This window comes from Synechococcus sp. HK05 (assembly GCF_019104765.1).
Classification (GTDB): Bacteria; Cyanobacteriota; Cyanobacteriia; order PCC-6307; family Cyanobiaceae; genus Vulcanococcus.
The window spans coordinates 207,612-229,198 of the sequence record NZ_JAHRXJ010000009.1; the positions used below are offsets into that span (position 1 = coordinate 207,612).

Sequence of the window (21,587 nt, forward strand, 5' to 3'; positions counted from 1 at the left end):
TCATGGCTGCTGAGCCCTCCGCTGCAGGCCGGCTGTTTCTGATCACCGGTCCCAGTGGTGTGGGCAAAGGCACTCTGGTCGCCGCCTTGTTGCAGCGGCACCCGCAGATCTGGCTGTCGGTGTCGGCCACCACCCGCGCCCCCCGCAGCGGTGAACAGGAGGGGCAGCACTATTTCTTCCTGGATCGTGCTGGCTTTGAGGCCAAGGTGGCCCAGGCGGGCCTGTTGGAGTGGGCGGAGTTTGCCGGCAACTGCTACGGCACGCCCCGTGAACCGGTGGAGCAGCAGCTCGCCGCCGGGCGCCCTGTGTTGCTGGAGATCGAACTGGAGGGAGCCCGCCAAGTGCGCCAGAGCTTCCCGAGCGGCTTCCAGATCTTCATCAAGCCTCCGTCGTTTGAAGAGCTGGAGCGCCGCATCCGCGGCCGAGGCACCGATAGCGAGGAGGCGATCAGCCGTCGCCTCGAGCGCGCCCGGGTGGAACTCGCCGCGGAGGCTGAATTCGATGCCGTCTTGGTGAACGACGATCTCGATCGCGCCTTGGCTGAGCTGGAGCAGCTGATGGGTCTGGGCTGAAGGCACAAAAAAAGCGGCTCACTGGAGCCGCTTTTGGGAATTCAGCTGGAGCTGCTCACATCGGGTGGAAGAGCAGATCGGGATAGAAACGGTTGAATTCGATCAGGATGCCGGCGGTCACGGTGAACCAGATGGCGGCAAAGACCGGAGCCGTGGTGAGGAACTTCTTCATCGCTGGTGGTTGGAGGGATGAGTGGGAAAACGTTCAGGCCCAGGCCTGATCAGCGAGGGGAGACGGTGATCTTGTCGTCAGCCTCGGTGAGCTTGCCGCTGGTGAGGGCGCCGAAGGCGGCGATGGGCCAGGTGGCTGCAGCCAGGGTGCTCTTGAAGGCCAGAGACAGGTCGATCTGGATTTCCTTCATGGCGGCGTCTTTGTCGCCGCGGATCGCCATCAGGTAGTTGCGACCGGCCCAGCCGATGCAACCAGCGATGTAAAGGAACGCGATGCCGGGAATGATGAAGTCACCGGCGTGGCTGAGGCGGCCATCCACGATCAGGTGGGGCAGGCCATCAGCACCGCAGGAGGCCTGGCTGTACATCGCGAAGCGAGCCTTGGCCTGGTCGGTGGTGGCAGCAGCGGCGCGCTGCTGGAAGCGGGCGCTCTCAGCGCAGGGGGTCAGTCCGGCCACATCGGCTTTGGCCACAGGGGCGAAGCCGAAGATCAGCAGGGCAGAAATCAGAACAGCAAAGAGGCGGCGCATCGGGTCCAGCTGCTGCACGGCAGGATGTCACTTACGGACAGTACGAGGGTCGTTCAAAGCTGATGCCAACCCTGCTGGCCCTCGAAACAAGTTGTGACGAGTCGGCGGCGGCTGTGGTGCGCGATCAGCAGGTGCTGGCGAGCGCTGTGGCGTCCCAAGTGGAGGAGCACGCGCGCTGGGGTGGCGTGGTGCCGGAGATCGCCTCACGCCGCCATGTGGAGGCCTTGCCGGCTCTGATCGAGCAGGTGATGGCCGACAGCGGCGTGGCCTTTAGCGAGCTGGATGCAATCGCGGCCACAGCAGCTCCGGGGCTGGTGGGGGCGCTGTTGGTGGGCTCGCTCACGGGTCGCAGCCTGGCGCGGCTGCACAACAAGCCGTTTGTGGCGGTGCATCACCTGGAGGGCCATCTCTGCTCGGTGCAGCTCGGAGAGCCGCTGCCGCCGGGCCCATACCTCGTGCTCCTGGTGAGCGGCGGTCACACCGAAATGATCCGCGTGGATGGCCCGGGGCGCTACGAGCGGTTGGCCCGCAGCCGCGATGACGCGGCCGGGGAAGCCTTCGACAAGGTGGCGCGCCTCTTGGATCTCGGATATCCCGGTGGCCCGGCGATTCAGGTGGCCGCGGCCGCGGGTGATCCGCGCCGTTTTGCTTTGCCCAAGGGGCGTGTGTCGCTGCCCGGCGGCGGCTTCCATCCCTACGACTTCAGCTTCAGCGGCCTCAAAACAGCGGTGCTGCGCCTGGTGAACCAGCTCAAGCAGGAGGAAGCCCAGGGCGGGGAGCCCTTCCCCCTGGCGGATGTGGCAGCCAGCTTTGAGCAGGTGGTGGCCGATGTGCTCGTGGAGCGCACCACGCGCTGCGTGCGCGATCAAGGGCTCAGCACCCTGGTGCTGGTGGGTGGCGTGGCGGCTAACCGTCGGCTGCGCCAGCGTTTGGAGCAGCGCTGCGGGGAGCTGGGCATCCAATGGCGCCTGGCGCCTCTGGCCTACTGCACCGACAACGCCGCGATGATCGCGGTGGCGGCGGAGCAGCGCTTCCGGGCGGGATCGCAGAGTTCGATTGAGTTGGCTGTGGCTCCGCGTTTGGCTCTGGAAGCCACTCCCGTTCTCTATGAACCGCAGCCGGCCTTCTGAGGCCACTAGGGTTCTGAGACTCATCGGAACAGCCATGTCCACGGCTCAACCGGCACCCGAGCCCTCCGACCTGGCTCAAAACGTGGTGGAAGCAGCTCCGGAGGAGCTCAACCAGTGGAAACGCGGCTTCACTCCCCAGGCTGAGATCTGGAATGGCCGCATGGCCATGCTCGGTCTGTCGGTGGGGCTGAGCGTGCTGTTGATTGCTCGGCTGGCCGGCAAGGCCTAGGTCTTCCCCCGCAATGCCTGAGCCAGTTCGTTCGGCTTCAGGCTCTGGGCGAGCGCGTCATCAGCGTTAACGCGCCCTTGCTCCACCAAATGCTGCAGGGCTTGATTGGCGGTTTGCATCCCGTCGAAGCTGCTGCGGGCCATGATTTCTTCGATCTCGGCGAGCTCGCCGCGCTGGATGTAGTCCTTGCAGGCGTCGGTGTTGATCAGGATGTCGTGAAAGGCGGCGCGTTTGCCGTCGGTGGTTTTCAGCAGCCCTTGAGCGATCACCCCCAGCAGGCTTTCCGACACGGCCCGGCGGATGCCCTCCTGTTCGCTCGGCGGCACCATCCCCAGCACCCGCTCCACGGTTTTCACCGCTGAGTTGGTGTGCAGGGTGCCAAACACCAGGTGCCCGGTCTGGGAGGCCTCGATGGCCGTGGCCAGGGTTTCGCCATCGCGGATTTCCCCGATTAGGATCACGTCGGGGTCTTCCCGCAGGGCGGCGCGCAGGGCGTTGTGGAACTGGCGGGTGTGCTGCCCCACCTCCCGGTGGCGGATCAGCGATTGGCGGCTCTCGTGCACAAACTCCACAGGGTCCTCAATCGTGAGGATGTGGCAGCTGCGGTTGCGATTGATCCAGTCGATCATCGCGGCGAGGGTGGTGCTCTTGCCTGAGCCGGTGGGCCCGGTGATCAGCACCAGCCCTTTGGGCCGGGAGGCCAGCTCCTGCAGCACCTGCGGCAGGTTCAGCTGCTCAAGGCTGGCGATCTGCTGCGGAATCAGGCGCAGCACCATCGCCGGCCCGCGCAGGGAATCCAGCAGGTTGATGCGCACCCGCACGAACGGGAAGGCGTGGGAGCCATCAAATTCTTGATCCCGCCCGAAGCCGTCGATCTGGGCGGGGCTGAGCATCTCCCGCAACCAACCGTTGAAGGTGGCGGCATCGGTGATCGGCCAGCCGGTGCGCAGCATCTCGCCGCGGGCCCGGTAGCGGGGCTCCTCACCCACCCCCAGGTGCACATCGGAGAAACCGTTGGCATCGGCGATCTTCACGATCCCCTCCAGGCTTCCGGGCTGGGGGCCGTTCAGGGCGCCGGGCTCGCGGTTGGTTTCGGTGGTTGGTGCTGGAGTCGTGTGGGGCGTGGCAGTAGGCGCCGCGGTGGGCTGGCTTCCCGTCAGCGGTGGAAACAAGCTGGGAGGAAACGGAGAGCTCGAACTCACCACGGCAGTGGTCGCTGGTTCCAGCTTCGCGGTGATTGCGGCAGTTGCCCAGCGCATTCGCGCGCCATCTTTAGGATCCGGCTGACTGCCGGCCTCGCGCGTGAGCACCCCCCATAACGTCTGCATCGTGCTGGGCACGCGCCCGGAGGCCATCAAGCTGGCGCCGGTGATTCAGGCTTTTCAAGCCGCTCCCGATTTCCGCACGCGGGTGGTGCTCACCGGCCAGCACCGCGAAATGGTGGCGCAGGTGATGGAGCTGTTCGGCCTGCAGGCCGATCACGATCTAGCCCTGATGGCTCCCAAACAAACGCTCACCCACATCACCTGTGGGGCGTTGCAGGGGCTGCAGGCCGAATTTGAGCAGCACAAGCCGGATCTGGTGCTGGTGCAGGGCGACACCACCACTGCGTTTGCCTCGGCCCTGGCGGCCTTTTATGCCCAGGTGCCGGTGGGCCATGTGGAGGCGGGCTTGCGCACCGACAACATCATGGATCCCTATCCGGAGGAGGCGAACCGGCGCCTGATCTCCCAGGTGGCGCAGCTGCATTTCGCTCCCACGGAGGTGTCTGCCGCCAACTGCCGCGCCTCCGGGGTGGTGGGTGAGGTGTGCATCACCGGCAACACCGTGATCGATGCGCTGCTGCTGATGGCCGAGAAAGCGCCGCCGTATGCGTTGCCGGGCCTCGATTTCAACAACCAACGCGTGATCCTGGCCACGGTGCATCGCCGCGAAAACTGGGGGGAGCGGCTCCAGGAGATCGGCCAGGGCTTCCTGCAGGTGCTCGAGCGTTTCCCGGATACCGCCCTGCTGTTGCCCCTGCACCGCAACCCCACCGTGCGGGAACCGCTGCAGGCGCTGCTCGGCGATCACCCGCGGGCCTTCCTCACCGAACCGCTCGATTACGACCAGCTGGTGGCGGCGATGCGGGGCTGCACCCTGCTGCTCAGCGATTCCGGCGGGTTGCAGGAGGAGGCCCCGGCTCTGGGTAAACCGGTGCTGGTGCTGCGCCGCACCACCGAACGGCCGGAGGCTGTGGATGCCGGCACAGCCAAGCTGATTGGCACCGCCAGCGCCGATATCCTGCGCGAAGCCTCGCTGCTGCTCGAGGATTCAAGCGCGTACGACGCGATGGCCCGTGCCCACAACCCGTTTGGCGATGGCAAAGCCAGCGAACGGATCGTGGAGGTGAGCCGCCGCTTTCTCACGCGGGTTGGCTGATCACTCGCGCTTCTTCTTGGCCCAGGGCGGCAGGTCGATGAACACGCGGGTGCCGGGCTTGAGACCCTCCAGGATTTGGGTGTCCTTGCCGCTGCTGGCCCCGAGGCTCACCGCCTGGAAGGTGGGCTGATTGCCGGGGCCCACCAGCAGCACGCCCGGTTTGCCCTGCTCGGTGACCACCGCCACGGTGGGGATCACGGTGCGGGGCGCCAGGGTGCCGGTGTTGAAGTCGATGTCGGCGGTCATGCCGATGCGCAGCTCCGGCGGCGGATCGATCAGCTGCAGCTTCACCTCAAACGAGGTGACGTTGTTGAGCTTTTCGGCGCGGGGGGCGATCTGGCGTACGCGGGCTGGGAAGCGCCGATCCGGGAAGGCATCCACCCGCACCGAAGCGCTCTGGCCCACCTGGATGCGGCCGATATCGCTCTCGGGCACTTTGGCCACCGCCTCGAGCCCCTGGGCTAGCTCCACGATCGAGGAGCTGCTGGCGCCCGCTGATGCCGAGGCGGATGTGGTGGGCGTTACGAAAGCGCCGGGATCCGCGAAACGGGCGGTCACCACGCCGGCGAAGGGGGCGCGCACGGTGAGATCGGAGCCTTCCTTGAGGCGAGCTTCCAGGCGCTGCCGGGCTGCTTCCACAGCCGCTTTGTCCACGGAATAGCTGGATTTAGCGCTGTTGTAGTCGTCGATGCTGATGCCGCCTTGGCGGATCAACGCTTCGCGGCGCTGGAGTTCGCTTTGGCTGCGGCTGAGTTGGGCCTGGGCCGACCGCAACTGCGCGCGGAGTTCGTCGAGGCGATCCTCCAGATCGCCGCCATCCATCAGGGCCAGCGCTTGTGCGGCCCGCACGCTGTCGCCCTCTTCCACAAACAGCTTCTCGAGCACCCCTTGGCGTTTGGGGCTCACATTCACCTTGCGGAAGGCTTCGAGTTCACCGCTGGCGGTGATCACCCCGGGGAGGGATCCCTGCCGCGCCACCACGGTGAAGCTGTCGAGACTGCGCTGCTGGCTGCTGCTACGGCGCTGGTTGATTAAGGCGCCGCCGCCACCGATCACCAGGGCACCAGCCAGCAGGCCCGCCCAGAGGCGTTTGCGCTGCAACCAGGGCTGGCTGCGCTGCAGAGCGGCCGGCAGCGGCTTCCCGACCTCGCGCTTGGGGGGTGACTCGAGCATGGAGGAGGAGATGACCGTGCGCCTGCGCTTGACCCAGTCTTCCTGGTCGCACCCCTTAGCTGTGGGGTGGATCCCCGATGAAGGCTCCAGGGGCAGTCCGTAGATTCCTCCGATGCTTAAAGCCGGAATCGTGGGGCTGCCCAATGTGGGCAAGTCGACCCTGTTCAACGCCCTTGTGGCCAACGCCCAGGCCGAGGCGGCCAACTATCCCTTCTGCACCATCGAGCCGAATTCGGGTGTGGTGGCGGTGCCGGATCCACGCCTGCAGCAGCTTTCGGATCTCAGCAAGAGCAAGGATCTGATCCCCACGCGGGTTGAGTTCGTGGATATCGCTGGCTTGGTGAAGGGGGCCAGCCAGGGCGAGGGGCTTGGCAACAAGTTTCTGGCCAACATCCGCGAAGTCGACGCGATCGTGCATGTGGTGCGCTGCTTCGAAGACGACGACGTGATCCACGTGAGTGGTTCTGTGGGGCCGGCCCGTGATGCTGAGGTGATCAACCTCGAGTTGGGCCTGGCGGATCTGAGCCAGGTGGAGAAGCGGCGCGAGCGGCTCAAGAAGCAGGTGCGCACCAGCAAGGAGGCCCAGGTGGAGGATGCCGCCCTCGAGCGCATCCAGGCGGTGCTGGAGCAGGGCGGGGCGGCCCGCAGTGTGGAGCTGAGCGATGAGGAAGCGGCGATGGTGAAGCCGCTGGGGCTGCTCACCGCCAAGCCGATCATCTACGCCACCAACGTGAGTGAAGACGATCTGGCCTCCGGTAACGCCTACTGCGAGGAAGTGGCGGCTCTCGCCCAGAAGGAGGGTGCCGGCACGGTGCGCATCAGCGCCCAAGTGGAAGCTGAGCTGATCGAGCTCCCCGACGAGGATCGCGCTGAATTCCTGGCCGGCCTTGGCGTGGAGGAAGGCGGTTTGCAGAGCCTGATCCGCGCCACCTATGCCCTGCTGGGCCTCCGCACCTACTTCACCACCGGCGAGAAGGAAACCCGCGCTTGGACCATCAAGGCCGGCATGACCGCCCCCCAAGCGGCTGGCGTGATCCACACCGATTTCGAGCGCGGCTTCATTCGCGCCCAGACCATCGGTTACAAGCAGCTGCTGGAAGCCGGGTCGTTGGCGGAAGCACGCAACAAGGGCTGGCTGCGCGCTGAAGGCAAGGAGTATGTGGTGGAAGAAGGGGATGTGATGGAGTTTCTGTTCAACGTCTAAACCGCACGTGGGTCGTGTCAGCTCTTCGTGCTGGTTTGCCTCAGAATGGCTCCAGCACGTTCAGCCCCATGACGGAGCAGCAACAGACCGCCGACGGCGCCCAGCAGCACGACTTCGAGGCGCAGAAGCAGGTGCACCAGCAGATCCGCAACGATCCTGACTACGACGATTGGGAGTACGGCACCGAGCCCCTGCCCCATGAGGCCTGGACGGCCAAGGTGAGCAAGGGCTGAGCCCCTGCGGCCTTCAGCCCGGCTCCAGCTGCAGGGTGCTGTGCTCCACCCCGATGGCGGCGAGGGCGTCTTTGGCTTGATGGAGCAAGTCCAGATCGCCCATGCCGCTCTCGCACCGGCACACGTGGGCGGTGAGCGCCACCTGTGTGGTGCTCAGGCTCCAGATATGCACGTGGTGCACATCCACCACCCCCGGGAGCGCCAGCAGCGTGGCGCGCACCTGATCCGGCTTGATGTGGGCCGGGATGCCATCGAACAGCACCACCAGCGCATCGCGGATCAGCACCACGCCCGTGTAGCCCACGGCCACGCCAACGCCGATGGCGGTGAGCGGATCGAGCCAGTGCCAGCCGGTGATCCCCACCAGCAGCGCGCTCAGCAGCACCGCTAGCGACACCAGCGCATCGCTCAACAGATGGATCACCGCCGCGCGGCGGTTGAGGTCATGGGAGTGGCCATGGTGATCGCCCCCATGGCCGAACAGTTGCGCCGAGCCGAGGTTCACCACGATGCCCGCCGCTGCAGCCCAGGCCACGGGCCCACTCACCAGCGGCTCCGGGCTCTGCAGGCGCTGGATCGCCTCCACCACCATCACCGCCGAGGCCATCGCCACCAGCACGCCATTGATCAGCGCGGCGAGCTGGGTGCTGCGGCCGAAGCCGTAGGTGAACCGCTCACTGGGCGGGCGGGTGCTCAGCCGCTCGGCGCCCCATCCCAGCGCCAGGCCCGCCACATCACCGAGGTTGTGGATGGCATCACCGATCAGCGCCAGCGACCCGAAGCCGATGCCGATCACGATCTGCGCCACCGACAGTGCCGTGTTCAGCAGGATGCTCCAGCGAAAGGCGGAGGCCAGGCCGGCGCGGCCGATGTGTTGCTGCGGGTGGCGGTGACCCGGTTCGTGCGGAGCCATAACGCCCATCCACTGCCCCGATTGTGGGGGTCGTGGTGCGGATCGGCCTGTGTTCAGGCTTTCACGTGGGCGCGGCGGCGGATTGGACCAATCAGCATGAGGCACAAGGCGCACACCAGGGCCACCAGCAGCCAGAGCACCAGCCCATGCCCCTGGCCATCGAGCAGCAGCCCCGCCAGCAGCGGCGCCCCGAAGGCACTCAGGGCAAAGCACTGCGAAAACAGCGCCATGGCCAGGCCGCCATGGCCGGCGGGGCTCAGTTCCACCACCGCTTCGGTGGAGGTGGGTAGGAATGCGGCCTGCCCAAGGGCCAGCACCATCAAGGCCAGTACCACCAGCGCGATGCCGTGATTGGTGAGGGCGGAGAGCGCCAGGAGTGCTGTGCCGGCGCTGAAGCACACCATGCTCACGCCAAGGCCCACCGCCACCGACCGGCGTGCCAGGGCTTGACCCACCGGCCACTGAATCAGCAGCAACACGGCCAGGGGGATGCCGATCAGCAGGGCGCTGATCGCTTCCGGTTGGGCATCGCGCTCCAGCCCGCCCCGCACCAGATCCAGGGGCACGGCGCTTTGCATCAACGCGGGGATCGCAGTGGCCACCACCGAAAGCAGCAGCATCGGCAGGAGGGCCGGCAACCACTGGCCGAGGGGAATGGCGGGCACGCCTGAGCGCCCAGCCTGCAGAGCCCGCGGCAGCGGGCGCCAGAGCAGCAGGGCGGCCAGCGCCACGATGGCGGTGATATCAACCAAATACACCCCCCGCAGGTGGCCCAGCTGGGCCAGCAGGGCTCCGGTCAGGGTGCCGATGGCCACACCACCCGCATCAGCGGTGCGCGACAGGGCGTAGCCCCGTGCCGATGGCATCGGCGCCGAGCAGAGCGGCACCGCAAGTTCCACCGCTGGCCAGTAGAGCCCGCCCGCCAGGCCGAGCAGCACCTGGCCGGCCACATAGCCCGGCTGCTGTTGGGCGCCCAGCAGCACCGCGTCGCCAATGAAGCCGCAGAGCCCGGCCAGCAGCACCGGCAGGCCGCAGCTCAGACCCAGATCGAGCAGCCAGCCGCTGGCAAAGCGCCCGAACGTGCCCGCCAGGGCCGCTATCGCCAGGCCACTGCCCACCTGCGAGGCGCTGAAATCTGCCTGGTGAAACACCATCGGGGTGAGATACAGCACCCCCCCTGCTCCAAAGCTCGCCACCAGGCGCACCATGGCCAGCTCCCGCAGCGACGCGGGAAACTGGTGCCACCACTGCCGGCCCGCTGACAGCATCTGTGCTCGTGCCAACCCGTCGACCGTTGCGTGCGGTGCTGCGCAGTCTGCTGGCTGGCCTGCTGTGGCTGACCCCTGCCCGGGCTGCTGAACAGATCGAGGTGCGGCTCGATGGCTTGCGGCTGCCGATTGATCTGGTGGCGTTGGAGGCCTGGAGTGCCTCACCCGATGCCGCTAACGGGGATCTGCGCGCCTGGCTGGATCTGCTGGATCCCCGCGGCCGTGAGCAGCTGCGGCGCATCCTGCGGGCGCCGCTGGTGCAGGACCGCTCCTTTGCTCAGCAGTTTTTGGCTAGCTGGGCCGGCCAGCGGGTGCTGGAAGAGCTGGATCAGCTGATCAGCACCGAGCAGGGCGGCAGCGCCGGCCCGCTCCTCTATCAAGCCCTGCAGGAGTTGCTGGCACGCCAGCCGCAGGTGACCACGATTGAGCTATTGCGGGCAGTGCCCAGCCAGAGCCTGGTGCTGCATCTCGATGGGGGGCTTGAGCTGGCGGGCCGGTGGCGCCGGCAGATTGAAGAGCAGCGCGACGCGCTGCAGGCCCTGCAGCAGTTGCGCCTGCGGCAGGTGTCGCAGGCCCGGCTGGCCCTGAGCTCGGATCCCGGCCTCGCGGCTCAGCCGCAGCGGCTGCTGCTGCCGGTGCCCCATCGCCATCAGGCCCTGGAGCTGCAGGTCTGGCCGGCGTCACGCCGCAGCTGGGTGCTGCTCAGCCCAGGTCTCGGCGGCAGTGCCGCCCAGCTCGCCTGGCTCGCCGCTGGTCTGCAGCAGCGCGGTTGGCCCGTGCTTCTTCTGGATCACCCCGGCAGCGATGAGCGCGCGGTGCGGGAGTTGCTGGAGGGGCGGCGCCCCCCGCCGGGGGCCGAAACCCTCAGTGATCGGGTGCTGGATCTGCAGGCGGTGGTGCGCGGTGTCGAGCAGGGCCCCCTGCCGCGGCTGGGGGATCAGGTGGTGTTGGTGGGCCATTCGCTCGGGGGGCTCAGCAGCCTGCTGGCGGCCGGCCTGCGGCCTGAAGCAGGCCTGGCTCGCCGCTGCGATCGGGCCCTCGATGGCATTCCGCTCACCAACCTTTCGCGGCTGTTGCAATGCCAGCTGCTGGATGTGCGCTTGCCAGCTCCCCAGCCCCTCGCGCAGCCGCTGCAAGCCGTGGTGAGCCTCAATGGTTTCGGCAGCCTGCTTTGGCCCCATCGCGGTCTGCAGGCGTTGCCGGCGCCGGTGTTGTTGGTGGGCGGCAGCCTGGATCTGATCACGCCGCCTCTGGGGGAGCAGCTGCAGCTGTTCCTGGGCGATGGCGACCACCAGAGCCGGCTGGTGTTGCTCGAGGGCGGCAGCCACTTCTCCCCAGTGCGCATTGATCGCCAGGAGCAGGCGCTGTTCCAGCTCGGGGAGGAGTTTGTGGGGGTGGAGCCCCTGCGGGTGCAGGCCCTCACCCTGGGGCTCACCGCCGATTTCCTCGGCGCCCTGCCCAAGGGCGTTCCGCCGCAGCGGCGGCAATTGGGGGGCGTGACCGCCTACGTGCTCAATCGCCGCCAGGCCGAAACCTGGAGCAACACCCTCAGAAACTGACGCGCGGATCCAGCAGCGCCACCAGGAGGTCCACCACCACACTCACGGCCACCACCAGGGCCGCCACCACCACCACAATCCCCTGCACCACCGGATAATCCCGCTGGCCAATCGCTTCCTGCAGCCGGAAGGCCACGCCGGGCCACGAGTAGGTGACCTCGATCAGCAGCGCCCCGCCGATCAGCGAAGCCACGGTGATGCCGGTGATGGTGAGCACCGGCAGCAGGGCATTCGGCAGGGCATGGCGCAACACCACCCGCCGTTCGCTCAGGCCGCGGCTGCGGGCGGCTTCCACATAGTCGGAATCGAGGGCGCGGCGCAGGTTGAGCCGCAGGGCATTGGCAAACACGCCGCTGAGCAGCAGGCCCAGGGTGGAGGCCGGCAGCACCAAGTGGCGCATCGCCCCCCAGAACTGCTGGCTGCTGCCCGCCAGCAGGCTGTCGAGCAGATAGAACCCGCTGCCGCTGGGCGGCACCAGGGTGGCGGGGAATCGGCCCCCCACCGGCAGCCAGCCCAACCACACGGCAAACACCAGCTGCATCACCATCGCGGCCCAGAAGGGCGGCAGGGCATAGGTGCCGATGCCGTAGAGCCGGCCCGCTAGATCGGTTTTGCCCTCCGGCCTGGCGACGCCGCTGAAGCCCACCGCCAGCCCCACCACCGCGGCGATCAGCAGGGCCACCACGCCCAGCTCCAGGCTGGCGGGCAGGCTCTGGCTGATCACCGTGGTGACCGGTTCGTTGTTGGTGAGCGAGTCGCCCAGCTGGCCGTGCACCAGATCCATCAGGTAGCGGCCGTATTGCACCGGTAGCGGCTGATCCAGCCCCAGTTGGGCCCGCAGTGCGGCCCGCGCTTCCGGCGGTGCGCGCATGCCCAGCAGTGCATCGATCGGATCGCCCGGGGCCACCCGCAGCAGCAGGAACACCAGGCTGGCGATCAGCCAGAGCATCAGCGGCACCAGCGCCAGGCGGCTGGCCAGATAACGCAGCAGGTGACGGCGGCGACTCATCGGACACTCAGGGCCTGCAGCACCAGGCGACCGCTGCCATCAAACACGGGGCGCTGCAGGCTGGGTTGGGCCCAGGCCCGTGGCGCCACCTGCCACACCGGGATGTAGGCGGCTCCCGCCGCCGCGCGCTGCTGCAGCTGGCGCAGCAGGGGAAGGCGCGCGGTGCCGGTGAGGCGCTCGCTGGCCTGCAGCTCCGCCTGCAGGCCCGGGGCACTCCAGAAGCTGCCAGCAGCGGCGGCATTGCCCTCCAGGCATTGCCCGCCCTTGGCTTTGCTGCAGGCCAGCATCGGGGCCAAATAGATGTCGGGATCGGGGAAGTCGGCGTTCCAGTCGAAAAAGATCATTGGGAAGGCACCATCGGCCACCTGGCGGTAAGCCGTGGTGGATTCCACCCCCGTCACCTCCAGCTGCACGCAATCGCCCAGGTCGCGCTCCAGCTGGGCTTTCCAGGTGAGGGCAAAGAGCTTGTCGGCCGGCACGTTGGAGCGGAAGGTGAGCGGCAGGGTGAAGCGCCGGCCTCGGCAATAGCCCGCCTGCTGATAGATCTCACGTGCCCGTGCTGGGTTGTAGGCCGGCCAAGCCGGCGGTGTGGATCCCGCCAGGGGCGGCGGCACCAGGGATCGCAGCGGCGCGCGGATGCCGTAGCTCACCCGCTGGCTGATCAGCTCACGATTCAGGCTGAGGGCGACCGCTTGGCGGAGGGGCTCCTGATCGAAGGGCGGCCGATCACTCAGGAGCGTGAGGTAACCGATTTCCCCCGCCGGGCCAATGCCCTCCACCAGGCGCCCCTCCTGGGCCCGCTGCGCCAGGGCCCGCTGCTGATCGCTATCGATCCCGCTCGACATCAGCACATCCACCTCGCCGCTCACCAGCGCCCCAAACAGGGCTGTGGAGTTGCTCAGTGTCACCAGGTGGATGCCGCTGTTGCGCGGTGGCGGCCCCCAGTAGCGCGCGAAGGGGAGCAGGGTTTGTTTCTGCGGGGTGCTGCTCACGAGCCGGTAGGGGCCCGTTCCCACGAAGCGATCCGCCAGGGAGCGGTTGCGGTGTTGCTGGTAGGCCTTGGGAGAGAGCGGCGTGAGGCTGATCGAGCTGAGCAGCGCCGGAAGCGCGCTGTAGGGCCGCTTCAGCCGCAGCTCCAGTTCGTAGGGCCCACTCGCCCGCACGCCGCTGATGCGGTCGTCGAGCAGGTAGCCCATCTTCGCGAGGCTGCGGAAGCGCTCGAGGCTGAACACCATCGCGGCGGCATCGAAGCGGCTGCCGTCGTGGAACAGCACATCGCGCCGCAGCGGAATCCGGGCGGTGCGGCCATCCGGGCTGATCTGGGGTGGTGCTGCGGCCAGGCGCGGCTGCAGTTGGCCATCGGCGCCTGTGGCGTAGAGCGGGTCACCGATGGCGCTGAGCAGCTGCAGCCCCGCGATGCCGGTGATGTCGATCGGATCAACGGAGGCCAGCGTGCTTTTGCTGGCCACCACCAACTGCCCGGGGGGGTGAGGGTGCTGGCAACCGGCCAGCACAGCCACTGCCGGCAGCAGAGCCGCCAGGGCCGAGCGGAACAGGAGGCGGCGGGTCAAGGCAGCGGGCAAGCCCGCCTATTCAAGCCCCATGCACAAGGCGTGGGGGATGGTGATGGTCGTGGCTGGCCACCTGCTGCAGGGAAATTTCAAACACGGGTGAGCCATGGCGGGCCAGGGGCCAGCGCCGCACCCAGCAGCGGTTGTGACGGTCGTCCACGCCGATCACCTGATACAGGTTTTCGTCGCTGGTGAGGGTGATGCAATCACCCTGATGCAGGGTCATGGGTCGGGTGTGAAACAGAGCTGTGGAGGCGTAGAGAGAAAGAGGATCCGACAGGCAGCCTTCTGGGTGATGGGCTGATCAAAGGTTCTCGTCGCTACAAAGCAAGCGCTGCGTCAGCGGATTCAGATGGCGCAGCGGTGCGGGGTCGTTCTCGCTTTGTGTCCAATCTGCCTCAGCGCCGGCTCAGAGGGTGCGCAGGCAGGCCGCCACGGCTTTCACATCGGGTAGGGCTGTGATGGCGGCGAGGGCCCGGCGGAACTTTGCCTCCTGCACCTCATGGGTGATCACCACGATCTCGGCGTCGTTGCGATCGCCGCTGGTTTCGAATTGCACGATCGAGCGGATCGACACGCCCTCATCCCCGAAGCAGCTGCCGATGCGGCCGATCACGCCAGCCTGATCGCCGGTTTGCAGGCGCAGGTAGTTGCGGTGTTGCGTCTCGCCGGGATCCACCAGGCGGCAAGAGCGCCAGCGGCTGGCCGCCAGCAGCGGGTCGAGGCCGCCGCCCTGGCCGGTGGCCTCGCGGATGCCGGCGATGTTCAAGATGTCGGCCACCACGGCCGAGGCGGTGGGGCCTGCACCGGCGCCCGGGCCGTAGAACATCACGCGCCCCACCGGATCGCCCTCCACCAGGATCGCGTTGTTCACGCCGTGCACCCCCGCCAGCGGGTGGTCTTTGGGGAGCAGGGTGGGGCTCACCCGCACATCCAGCTGCACCGTGTCATCGGCGTCGGTGCCGAGGAACTGGGCAGTGGCCACCAGCTTCACCACGTAGCCGAGCTGGGCGGCGTAGTTCACATCGCGGGCATCGAGGCGGTTGATCCCCTCGGTGGGAATGGCGCTGCGCTCGATCGAGCCGCCGTAGGCCAGGCCCGAGAGAATGGCGATCTTGTCGGCGGCGTCGCCACCTTCCACATCGGCGGCCGGATCGGCCTCGGCGTAGCCGAGGCGCTGGGCATCGGCCAGCACATCGCCGTAGGCAGCGCCCTCATCCGCCATGCGGCTGAGGATGTAGTTGGTGGTGCCGTTGATGATGCCGCTCACCCGCTGGATGCGGTTGCCGCCCAGGGATTGTTTGAGCGGTTCGATGATCGGAATGCCGCCGCCCACGGCCGCTTCGATCAGCACATACACGCCGCGCTCGGCGGCCGCGGCGGCGATCTCTTCGCCGAAGCGGGCGATGACCGCCTTGTTGGCCGTCACCACCGGTTTGCCCGCGGCGATCGCCGCCAGGATCAGGCTGCGGGCCGGCTCCAGGCCGCCCATCACCTCCACCACGATGTCCACGGCGGGGTCGTTCACCACCTGCTGCGGATCGGTGCAGAGAATCTCGGCGGGAAGATCCACCGGCCGTGGGCGGTTCAGATCGCGCACAGCCACGCGTTTGAGCGCCAGCTGGCTCACCAGCGGATGGCGGCCCTGAGGGTTGAGCAGGATCTCGGCCACGCCTGCTCCCACCGTGCCAAGCCCGAGCAAGCCGATGCCGATGGTCATGCCGCCCAATCCGTGAAAGGGCCGATCCTAGAAATCAGCCGGCCGCCAGGGCACTGGCCTGGGCCTGCATCATCTTGAGGATGTTGAGGAAGCCATTGGCCCGTGAGGGCGTGAGGCTGGCCTGAAGCCCGGTTTCGCTCAGGAAACTCGGATCGATGCCAGCGGCGGCGGCGGGCTCGAGTCCTTCAAGCCCTTCGATCAGCAGCGCCAGCAGGCCTTTGGTGATGGCGGCATCGGAATCGCCTTGCCAGTGCAGCTTTCCATCCACCAGCTGCCCCACCACATACACCTGCGACACACAGCCCTTCACCTTGAAGGCGTCGTTGCGGAAGTCCTCCGGCAAGGGCTCGAGTTTTTTCGCCAGCCAGAGAACGTATTCGTAGCGCCGCTTGGGATCGGCGGTGCCTTTGAGGCGTTCAACGATCTGATCGAGCTTCTCGCTGCCGGTGGCCATCAACGGGAACGACGCATGCGCTGGAGTCCCAGCAGCATGGCAGTTGCCCCCAGGGCGCTGAGCCAGGGCACTGGATTGGAGTGGTGGTGGCGGCTGATCTGATCCAGCTGGGCTTGGCCGGCTTTCACTGGCATCTCGAGATAGTCGCGGTGGCCAGGCCCCCCATCCACTTGCAGCTCCCACTCGCCATTGGCCTGTTTGGGCAGGGCGAAGCTCAGCTGTCCCTCGGCATTGGTGCGGCCCAGCTCCAGGGATTCACCGTCTGGGGCCACCAGGCGCACCACGGCATCGCTGGTGGGTTCGCCATTGGAGAAGCGGCTCTCCAGCACCAGGCTGTTGGTGAGGGATTCCAGCCGGGTGAGGCTGCTTTCGATGCCATGGGCCTGGGCGGCTGCAGGGCTGAGCAGTAGAGCCAGAGCCAGCGCGCGCAGAGCGGTGGAAACAGGCTGTGTCATCGCAATGCCGAACAAAGGCTTGGGCCAGCTAAGCGCCTGGGCTTCAGGCCGACCAGCGGCTGCTAGTGCTGCGGGTTTTACCGGCCTGAACCATGTGCACCATGGAGCTCACCATCATCGAGAGGGCATCACCGCTCTCCTGGCGCCCGCTCAGCTCAGCGGCCAGCACCTGCTCAGCTGCGGTGCCACGGTTCACGCGAATGCCGGGCGTGCGCCGGCTGGCATTGCTGGCGGACTGAAACGCGTCGTTGGCCTGGAGATCCACAGATGAGGTCTTTGCCTGCATTGATCCTGCCAAAGCCTGCTCAGCGCTGCGTGGCTGCAGGGGAGGTTTAAACAGCTTGCAACCAATGAATGCCCTGCTCATCCAGCCAACCGGCAAAGGGCACATCCCAGGGCTCCCGCGGCAGCTCGGCCACCAGGCAGCTGGATGACAGCACCGCGAGGGCGGGAATGGCCTGCCATTGCGGATCGCTGCGCAGGCGATCAAACCAGCCGCCGCCATAGCCCAGGCGGATTCCGCGCTGGTCGAAGGCCAGGGCAGGGGCCAGCAGTAGCCCCAGGGCGCTGGCGTCCAGATCTGGCCGGTGTTCTGGAGCGGGAATCCCTGTTTCGTCGGGGCTGAGGGCCGCGCCCGGTTGCCAGTGCCGGTAGCGCAGTTGCCCGCGCTCCACGCGAGGCAGGGCCAGGCGGTTGCGCAGATCTGGGTGATCGGCCAGATGCCTGAGGTCGGCCTCGCCCTTGAGAGGCCAGTAGAGCCCGAGTTGTTGCTCGCCTCGTAGTTGCTCGGCCAGAGCCAGGGCAGCCGTTTGCATGCCGGCTTCGGCTGCGGGTTGATGCTGCAGCCGTTGCTCGCGATACAACCGGCGCAGCTCGGCTTTGGTGCTGGCGGCGCTGGCCGTCATCGCTGAAACCAGCCGGTGAGCGCTGCGGCCAGGGCATCGGCGGCGTCATCGGGGCGTGGTGGGGTGTCGAGGTTGAGCTCGCGCATCACCGCGGCGAGCACATCGTCTTTGTCGGCGTGGCCGTGGCCCGCCAGGGCCAGCTTGATCTGCATCGGCGGGAACTCCGCCACCGGGATCTGGAAGCGCGCCAGCGTCATCATCAGCACGCCGCGGGCTTGAACCACAGAGATCGTGGTGCTGGAGCGGTAGAAGAAAAACTTCTCCACCACGGCCAGCTGAGGCCGCCAGGCGCGGATCAACTGGCGCAGGTCGCGGGCGATCTCCACCATCCGCTCACCCTCGCTGCGGCCGGGATCGGTGCGGATGATGCCGCAATCGAGCAGCTGCTGGCGGCCGCGGCCCGGGGTGCCCTCCACCTCAATCACGCCATAGCCCACCCGCGCCAGGCCGGGGTCGAGGCCGAGGATCACCATCGGTGCCCCCGGCGCTGCATCAGGCTGCCAGGGCCAGTTCGAAGGCGCCGCGATCGCTGGATTCGGGGCGCTCGAACACCTTGCAGAACACCTTCACCACGCGATCGCCGGAGTCGATCTGCTCGAGGGGGTCCTTGCGCAGGCGGTGGCGCAGGCAGCAGGCGGCCACGCGGGCCACGTCGTCTTCGGTCACCTCGGTGCGGCCTTCGAAGGCGGCAAGGGCGCGGGCAGCGCGGTTGGTCACGATGTCGCCGCGCAGGCCGTCCACATCCAGCTCACCGCAGATGGCGGAGATGCGGATGCGCAGGTCGTCGTCGATCTGCACGTGGGGCAGGCGGTTCTGCGCCTCCACCACCCGCGCTTGCAGGCCGTCCTGGGTGGTCTGCACGGCGTTGTTAAAGCCGTCGGGGTCGTTATCGAAGGCGGTGCGCTGATCCACCACCTGCACGCGCAGCTCGGGATCGCGCACGGTGCGCACCTCCACGCTCATGCCGAAGCGATCGAGCAGCTGCGGACGCAGTTCGCCTTCTTCGGGGTTACCGGAGCCGATCAGCACAAAGCGGGCCGGGTGGCGCACGCTCACGCCCTCGCGCTCCACGGTGTTCCAGCCGGAGGCGGCCGAATCCAGCAGCACGTCCACCAGGTGGTCGTCGAGGAGGTTCACCTCGTCCACGTAGAGCAGGCCGCGGTTGGCCTTGGCCAGCAGGCCGGGCTCAAAGGCGCGCACGCCCTCGCTCAGAGCCTTTTCAATGTCGATGGTGCCGCAGAGGCGGTCTTCGGTGGCGCCCAGGGGCAGGTCCACCATCGGCACCTGGCGCTTCTCGGTGGGCAGCTGTTCGCCGTGCTCGGCCCGCTGGCGCACCTCAGCGCTTTGCAGGTCGGGATCGGTGGCCGAGCTGTTGTAGGGGTCGCCGGCCACCACATCGATCTCCGGCAGCAGATCGGCGAGGGCGCGGATCGTGGTGCTCTTGCCGGTGCCGCGGTCGCCCATGATCATCACGCCGCCAATGCGGGGATCGATCACGTTCAGCAGCAGGGCGAGCTTCATCTCCTCCTGACCCACGATGGCGGTGAAGGGGAAGACCCTGCGCTTGCGGGCTTGCATCAGTGAGGAGAAGCGGTCTGTTCGGGGGATTGTTTCACAGGCAGCAGGCTCAGCACCTGAGGCGGCGTGGCATCGGCTGGATAGATCAGGCGCACGCGCAGATCACGGCTGGCCCCAGGCGCCAGGCTCACCGTGCCAAGGGCCGGCCCCTGCTGCCCCACCCGTTGCACCAGATGGAAACTGCGCCGGCCGGCGGTTGCACCGTTGTCACCGTCGAGCCCACTGGCCTCCACCGTGCCGCGGAACATCACCGACTTGCCGGGCTCGGGATTGAAGCGCAGGCCGCCCTGGGCCTGATCACTTTTCAGCGGCGATTCAAACGCCAGTTCCAGTTGCACCGGTTTGGTGCTGGTGTTTCGCAGCGGAATCGCCAGGTTGTATTCCACGCCGTAGTTGCCGTGGGCGGCCCAAGCGGTGCCGGGGTAGAAAGCTTTGAGCTCAGCCGTCTGCACCTGGCCGGTGCCGAGGCTGCCGCGCTCCAGTGAGGCGATCGGCCAGGAGATCGGGGCGCGGCTGGTGGAGAGGTAGGGCTTGCCGGGGTCGGTGATTGTGCCGTTCCAGATGCTGCCGATCTGCACACCGCTTACGCGGGAGTACACCATCCGGCCGCGAGCACCGCGGGGGGTGGGCTGATGCTCCTTGGGGCTGAGGCCCCCCTTGAGCAGCTCGGCCCAGGTGGTTGCGGCTGGGGGTTGATCACCGTTGCCGTAGGCCGCCAGGGTGGCCAGGCTGAGGGGGCCTGAGCTCTGCAGACGCAGCTGCAGATTGCGGCCGTTTAGCAAGGGGTCGAGGCCCTTCACCGGCAGGGGCAACACGATCAGTGTGCTGACGCGACCGGGGGGCAGTGTCCAGCGCTCTGGCAGCAGCGTGTTGCGCTGGCGGGCCAGGAGTTCGGTGGCCACGCGGCTGCCGGGTCCGCTGTACACATGGCCGTCCTGCGGCATCAGGGCCGGCAGGGGCAGGAAGGGGGCATCGGGTTGCTGCTTGTCGGTGGCCTGCGAGAGCGCCGTTGAGCCACCCAGCAGTTGCAGCGTCACCGGTTGGCTGCCGCGCGGTTCAGCCACCACCGCGAGCCAGAGGGTGGAATCGAGGCTGTCCGGCTTGCCGGCATACACATGGTGGCTGAACAGATCAAAGCGTCCGTTCAGCGCCACATCGAGATGGGCATCGGGCTTCGGACGCCCGTTGCCCGGGAACGTGGAGAGCAAGATCCCCGGCCCGCTGATCAGTTCCGGGTTGTTGTCGTTCACCAGCAGCACCTGATCCAGGCCGCCGGGCAGGGGCGCCACGGTCTGGGGGCGCAGGATCGGCGCGGGGGGCGCAGGGGTAGCGGCAGCTGGAGTAGCCGCCAGCAGCAAGGGCAGGATCATCGGGATGCAGCAGGTGCGGCGCCGCCGGGTTTGCCGATCAGAGCCCGAGCTACCTCGGCAGCCATGGCGCGGATCAGGTCGGTGGAGCGCGGATCGTTGAAAGGGCCTTTCACCATGAAAGCGGCCACGGCCCGCTGACCGTTGGGTAGTTCGATGAGGCCGCCATCGGCGTAGGCGATGCCGATGTCGCCGGTTTTGTTCAGCACGGTCACGCCGTGGGCCAGCAGGGCGCTGTCGGGGTCAGCGGAATCGCCGCCCAGGCCCATCAGCAATCCCAGGGGCAGCAGGGTGTTGGTGCGGGAGGTGCCCATCACGCCGCGGAACAGATCGCGCGCGCGGGGGCTGAGCATCTCGCCGGTGTCCACCAGGGCGATGGAGCGGGCGAGATCCAGGGAGCTGGTGGTGTTGGTGCCATCGAGATCCGGCAGCCAGTTGTTCACCACCGTGGCCGTGAGGCCCATGGCCTGGAAGCGGGCGTTGAGGGCGACTTTCCCCCCCAGTCGCTTGATCAACAGGTTGGTGGCGCTGTTGTCGCTGACGCGGATCATTTCGGTGGCGGCTTCCCAGAAGGGGAAGCGGGTGCCCACGGGCTTGCTGGCCATCCAGCCGGCACCGCCGCCCACCACCTCCTTGCTCAACGTGAGCGGCTCGTTCCAGCGCAGCTTGCCGGCATCGAGGTCTTCAAGGCCCGCGAGCAGGATCGGTGTCTTGATCGAGCTGGCGGCGGGCAGGGCTTTGTCAGGCTGCAGCTGGGCGTAGCGACCGTCGTCGAGCACCAGCAGATAGCCGCTGGCCTGCAGATCTTTGTGGCGAGCGGCCAGTTGGGCCCACTTTTTGCTAACGGCGGTGAGCTCGGTTTTGGGTTCAAACCGTCCCAGGGCCATGCCTCGAGGCAGGGGTTGCGCGGTGGGCAGCAGGGCCGCTGCAGCCTTGCCGGCGGCCGCTGGCTTGGATCCGCCGGCCAACTGCGGCGCCAGCAGTTTCAAGGTGGTGCCGGTGATCACCCCCAGGCCGATGCCCATCACCGTGAGCCGTAACACCAGGCGCAGCGGGCCTCCCCAACCAGGGGTGCTGCTGGAGCGTTTGGGGCGGCTCGCGCTCACGGGTGCTGCCTGTCGGCGG

Annotated in this window: 25 protein-coding genes; 7 read left to right on the forward strand and 18 right to left on the reverse strand. The window is 67.5% G+C overall.

The annotated features are described in order from the left end of the window. Positions 1-2: 2 nt before the first annotated feature. A complete protein-coding gene (gene gmk / locus KUL97_RS07890; protein WP_217796405.1) occupies positions 3-572 on the forward strand; it encodes a guanylate kinase in 570 nt (189 codons plus the stop codon). Between the two features lie 55 nt (positions 573-627). Here the strand turns inward: gmk and psaJ are convergent, their stop codons facing one another. Together psaJ and KUL97_RS07900 are read right to left on the reverse strand one after the other, a co-directional pair. Further along, positions 628-744 (reverse strand): photosystem I reaction center subunit IX, encoded by a 117-nt coding sequence (gene psaJ / locus KUL97_RS07895; RefSeq protein WP_010303754.1) that lies wholly within the window; start codon positions 742-744, stop codon positions 628-630. Between the two features lie 49 nt (positions 745-793). Further along, positions 794-1,273 carry a photosystem I reaction center subunit III gene (locus tag KUL97_RS07900; RefSeq protein ID WP_029552731.1) on the reverse strand — a complete coding sequence of 160 codons (480 nt, stop codon included), beginning with the start codon at positions 1,271-1,273 and terminating at the stop codon, positions 794-796. 62 nt (positions 1,274-1,335) lie between these two features. Here KUL97_RS07900 and tsaD point away from each other — a divergent pair, with 62 nt between their 5' ends. Beyond that, the gene (tsaD, locus tag KUL97_RS07905; RefSeq protein ID WP_217796406.1) at positions 1,336-2,403 is read left to right on the forward strand and encodes a tRNA (adenosine(37)-N6)-threonylcarbamoyltransferase complex transferase subunit TsaD; all 1,068 of its coding nucleotides are present in this window, start codon (positions 1,336-1,338) and stop codon (positions 2,401-2,403) included. 34 nt (positions 2,404-2,437) lie between these two features. After that, positions 2,438-2,632, forward strand: coding sequence for a high light inducible protein (locus KUL97_RS07910; protein WP_217796407.1), 195 nt, complete (start codon positions 2,438-2,440; stop codon positions 2,630-2,632). Here the strand turns inward: KUL97_RS07910 and KUL97_RS07915 are convergent. Next, the gene (locus tag KUL97_RS07915) at positions 2,629-3,987 is read right to left on the reverse strand and encodes a type IV pilus twitching motility protein PilT (RefSeq protein ID WP_217796408.1); all 1,359 of its coding nucleotides are present in this window, start codon (positions 3,985-3,987) and stop codon (positions 2,629-2,631) included. The two genes, KUL97_RS07910 and KUL97_RS07915, sit on opposite strands and share 4 nt — an antisense overlap. Here KUL97_RS07915 and wecB point away from each other — a divergent pair. Further along, positions 3,935-5,053 (forward strand): non-hydrolyzing UDP-N-acetylglucosamine 2-epimerase, encoded by a 1,119-nt coding sequence (wecB, locus tag KUL97_RS07920; protein WP_217796409.1) that lies wholly within the window; start codon positions 3,935-3,937, stop codon positions 5,051-5,053. The two genes, KUL97_RS07915 and wecB, sit on opposite strands and share 53 nt — an antisense overlap. On the opposite strand, the gene KUL97_RS07925 is transcribed toward wecB, so the two are convergent. Further along, positions 5,054-6,226, reverse strand: coding sequence for an efflux RND transporter periplasmic adaptor subunit (locus KUL97_RS07925; RefSeq protein ID WP_217796410.1), 1,173 nt, complete (start codon positions 6,224-6,226; stop codon positions 5,054-5,056). A 112-nt stretch (positions 6,227-6,338) separates the two neighbouring features. Between KUL97_RS07925 and ychF the strand changes: the two genes are divergently transcribed. Both ychF and KUL97_RS07935 read left to right on the forward strand, forming a co-directional pair. Continuing rightward, positions 6,339-7,430, forward strand: coding sequence for a redox-regulated ATPase YchF (ychF, locus tag KUL97_RS07930; RefSeq protein WP_217796411.1), 1,092 nt, complete (start codon positions 6,339-6,341; stop codon positions 7,428-7,430). A gap of 68 nt (positions 7,431-7,498) precedes the next feature. Continuing rightward, complete coding sequence (locus KUL97_RS07935; RefSeq protein ID WP_254896310.1) at positions 7,499-7,663, forward strand: hypothetical protein; 165 nt, start codon at positions 7,499-7,501, stop codon at positions 7,661-7,663. Positions 7,664-7,676: 13 nt separating this feature from the next. Here the strand turns inward: KUL97_RS07935 and KUL97_RS07940 are convergent, their stop codons facing one another. Together KUL97_RS07940 and KUL97_RS07945 are read right to left on the reverse strand one after the other, a co-directional pair. Further along, positions 7,677-8,576, reverse strand: coding sequence for a cation diffusion facilitator family transporter (locus KUL97_RS07940; RefSeq protein ID WP_217796412.1), 900 nt, complete (start codon positions 8,574-8,576; stop codon positions 7,677-7,679). Positions 8,577-8,629: 53 nt separating this feature from the next. Continuing rightward, positions 8,630-9,844: an MFS transporter gene (locus KUL97_RS07945; RefSeq protein ID WP_217796413.1), complete on the reverse strand. Its 1,215-nt coding sequence runs from the start codon at positions 9,842-9,844 to the stop codon at positions 8,630-8,632. 2 nt (positions 9,845-9,846) lie between these two features. On the opposite strand from KUL97_RS07945, the gene KUL97_RS07950 reads away from it, so the two are divergent. Further along, positions 9,847-11,403: an alpha/beta hydrolase gene (locus KUL97_RS07950; RefSeq protein ID WP_368656119.1), complete on the forward strand. Its 1,557-nt coding sequence runs from the start codon at positions 9,847-9,849 to the stop codon at positions 11,401-11,403. Here the strand turns inward: KUL97_RS07950 and KUL97_RS07955 are convergent. From KUL97_RS07955 to KUL97_RS08010, 12 genes are all read right to left on the reverse strand, one after another. Then, entirely contained in the window at positions 11,393-12,412 is a 1,020-nt protein-coding gene (locus KUL97_RS07955) for an ABC transporter permease (RefSeq protein ID WP_217796414.1), read from the reverse strand. The genes KUL97_RS07950 and KUL97_RS07955 overlap by 11 nt on opposite strands. Beyond that, positions 12,409-13,983 carry an ABC transporter substrate-binding protein gene (locus tag KUL97_RS07960; protein WP_217796415.1) on the reverse strand — a complete coding sequence of 525 codons (1,575 nt, stop codon included), beginning with the start codon at positions 13,981-13,983 and terminating at the stop codon, positions 12,409-12,411. The genes KUL97_RS07955 and KUL97_RS07960 overlap by 4 nt, the downstream gene beginning before the upstream one ends. A gap of 22 nt (positions 13,984-14,005) precedes the next feature. Continuing rightward, positions 14,006-14,209, reverse strand: a complete 204-nt coding sequence (locus KUL97_RS07965; protein WP_217796416.1) for a hypothetical protein — start codon at positions 14,207-14,209, stop codon at positions 14,006-14,008. Between the two features lie 183 nt (positions 14,210-14,392). Next, positions 14,393-15,703, reverse strand: a complete 1,311-nt coding sequence (locus KUL97_RS07970) for a homoserine dehydrogenase (protein WP_217796417.1) — start codon at positions 15,701-15,703, stop codon at positions 14,393-14,395. A gap of 34 nt (positions 15,704-15,737) precedes the next feature. Further along, the gene (locus tag KUL97_RS07975) at positions 15,738-16,157 is read right to left on the reverse strand and encodes a SufE family protein (protein ID WP_217796418.1); all 420 of its coding nucleotides are present in this window, start codon (positions 16,155-16,157) and stop codon (positions 15,738-15,740) included. Then, positions 16,157-16,612 carry a hypothetical protein gene (locus tag KUL97_RS07980; RefSeq protein ID WP_217796419.1) on the reverse strand — a complete coding sequence of 152 codons (456 nt, stop codon included), beginning with the start codon at positions 16,610-16,612 and terminating at the stop codon, positions 16,157-16,159. Before KUL97_RS07980 ends, KUL97_RS07975 begins: the two co-directional genes overlap by 1 nt. A 43-nt stretch (positions 16,613-16,655) precedes the next feature. Next, positions 16,656-16,877 (reverse strand): hypothetical protein, encoded by a 222-nt coding sequence (locus tag KUL97_RS07985; RefSeq protein WP_217796420.1) that lies wholly within the window; start codon positions 16,875-16,877, stop codon positions 16,656-16,658. A 67-nt stretch (positions 16,878-16,944) separates the two neighbouring features. Further along, positions 16,945-17,517, reverse strand: a complete 573-nt coding sequence (locus tag KUL97_RS07990; RefSeq protein WP_217796421.1) for a 5-formyltetrahydrofolate cyclo-ligase — start codon at positions 17,515-17,517, stop codon at positions 16,945-16,947. Beyond that, positions 17,514-17,990 (reverse strand): crossover junction endodeoxyribonuclease RuvC, encoded by a 477-nt coding sequence (gene ruvC, locus KUL97_RS07995; protein WP_217796422.1) that lies wholly within the window; start codon positions 17,988-17,990, stop codon positions 17,514-17,516. The genes KUL97_RS07990 and ruvC overlap by 4 nt, the downstream gene beginning before the upstream one ends. A 19-nt stretch (positions 17,991-18,009) precedes the next feature. Continuing rightward, on the reverse strand, positions 18,010-19,098 hold the full coding sequence (bchI, locus tag KUL97_RS08000) for a magnesium chelatase ATPase subunit I (protein WP_217796509.1): 1,089 nt from the start codon (positions 19,096-19,098) through the stop codon (positions 18,010-18,012). Next, the gene (locus tag KUL97_RS08005; protein ID WP_217796423.1) at positions 19,095-20,465 is read right to left on the reverse strand and encodes a DUF3370 domain-containing protein; all 1,371 of its coding nucleotides are present in this window, start codon (positions 20,463-20,465) and stop codon (positions 19,095-19,097) included. The genes bchI and KUL97_RS08005 overlap by 4 nt, the downstream gene beginning before the upstream one ends. Continuing rightward, entirely contained in the window at positions 20,462-21,568 is a 1,107-nt protein-coding gene (locus KUL97_RS08010; protein WP_217796424.1) for a serine hydrolase, read from the reverse strand. The genes KUL97_RS08005 and KUL97_RS08010 overlap by 4 nt, the downstream gene beginning before the upstream one ends. Positions 21,569-21,587 lie beyond the last annotated feature (19 nt).

Coding starts and splice junctions, on each gene's coding strand:
- gmk (WP_217796405.1), top strand. CDS start 3: ATGGCTGCTGAGCCCTCCGCTGCAGGCCGGCTGTTTCTGATCACCGGT.
- psaJ (WP_010303754.1), bottom strand. CDS start 744: ATGAAGAAGTTCCTCACCACGGCTCCGGTCTTTGCCGCCATCTGGTTC.
- KUL97_RS07900 (WP_029552731.1), bottom strand. CDS start 1,273: ATGCGCCGCCTCTTTGCTGTTCTGATTTCTGCCCTGCTGATCTTCGGC.
- tsaD (WP_217796406.1), top strand. CDS start 1,336: ATGCCAACCCTGCTGGCCCTCGAAACAAGTTGTGACGAGTCGGCGGCG.
- KUL97_RS07910 (WP_217796407.1), top strand. CDS start 2,438: ATGTCCACGGCTCAACCGGCACCCGAGCCCTCCGACCTGGCTCAAAAC.
- KUL97_RS07915 (WP_217796408.1), bottom strand. CDS start 3,987: ATGGCCTCCGGGCGCGTGCCCAGCACGATGCAGACGTTATGGGGGGTG.
- KUL97_RS07925 (WP_217796410.1), bottom strand. CDS start 6,226: ATGCTCGAGTCACCCCCCAAGCGCGAGGTCGGGAAGCCGCTGCCGGCC.
- ychF (WP_217796411.1), top strand. CDS start 6,339: ATGCTTAAAGCCGGAATCGTGGGGCTGCCCAATGTGGGCAAGTCGACC.
- KUL97_RS07935 (WP_254896310.1), top strand. CDS start 7,499: ATGACGGAGCAGCAACAGACCGCCGACGGCGCCCAGCAGCACGACTTC.
- KUL97_RS07940 (WP_217796412.1), bottom strand. CDS start 8,576: ATGGCTCCGCACGAACCGGGTCACCGCCACCCGCAGCAACACATCGGC.
- KUL97_RS07945 (WP_217796413.1), bottom strand. CDS start 9,844: ATGCTGTCAGCGGGCCGGCAGTGGTGGCACCAGTTTCCCGCGTCGCTG.
- KUL97_RS07955 (WP_217796414.1), bottom strand. CDS start 12,412: ATGAGTCGCCGCCGTCACCTGCTGCGTTATCTGGCCAGCCGCCTGGCG.
- KUL97_RS07965 (WP_217796416.1), bottom strand. CDS start 14,209: ATGACCCTGCATCAGGGTGATTGCATCACCCTCACCAGCGACGAAAAC.
- KUL97_RS07970 (WP_217796417.1), bottom strand. CDS start 15,703: ATGACCATCGGCATCGGCTTGCTCGGGCTTGGCACGGTGGGAGCAGGC.
- KUL97_RS07975 (WP_217796418.1), bottom strand. CDS start 16,157: ATGGCCACCGGCAGCGAGAAGCTCGATCAGATCGTTGAACGCCTCAAA.
- KUL97_RS07980 (WP_217796419.1), bottom strand. CDS start 16,612: ATGACACAGCCTGTTTCCACCGCTCTGCGCGCGCTGGCTCTGGCTCTA.
- KUL97_RS07990 (WP_217796421.1), bottom strand. CDS start 17,517: ATGACGGCCAGCGCCGCCAGCACCAAAGCCGAGCTGCGCCGGTTGTAT.
- ruvC (WP_217796422.1), bottom strand. CDS start 17,990: ATGGTGATCCTCGGCCTCGACCCCGGCCTGGCGCGGGTGGGCTATGGC.
- KUL97_RS08005 (WP_217796423.1), bottom strand. CDS start 20,465: ATGATCCTGCCCTTGCTGCTGGCGGCTACTCCAGCTGCCGCTACCCCT.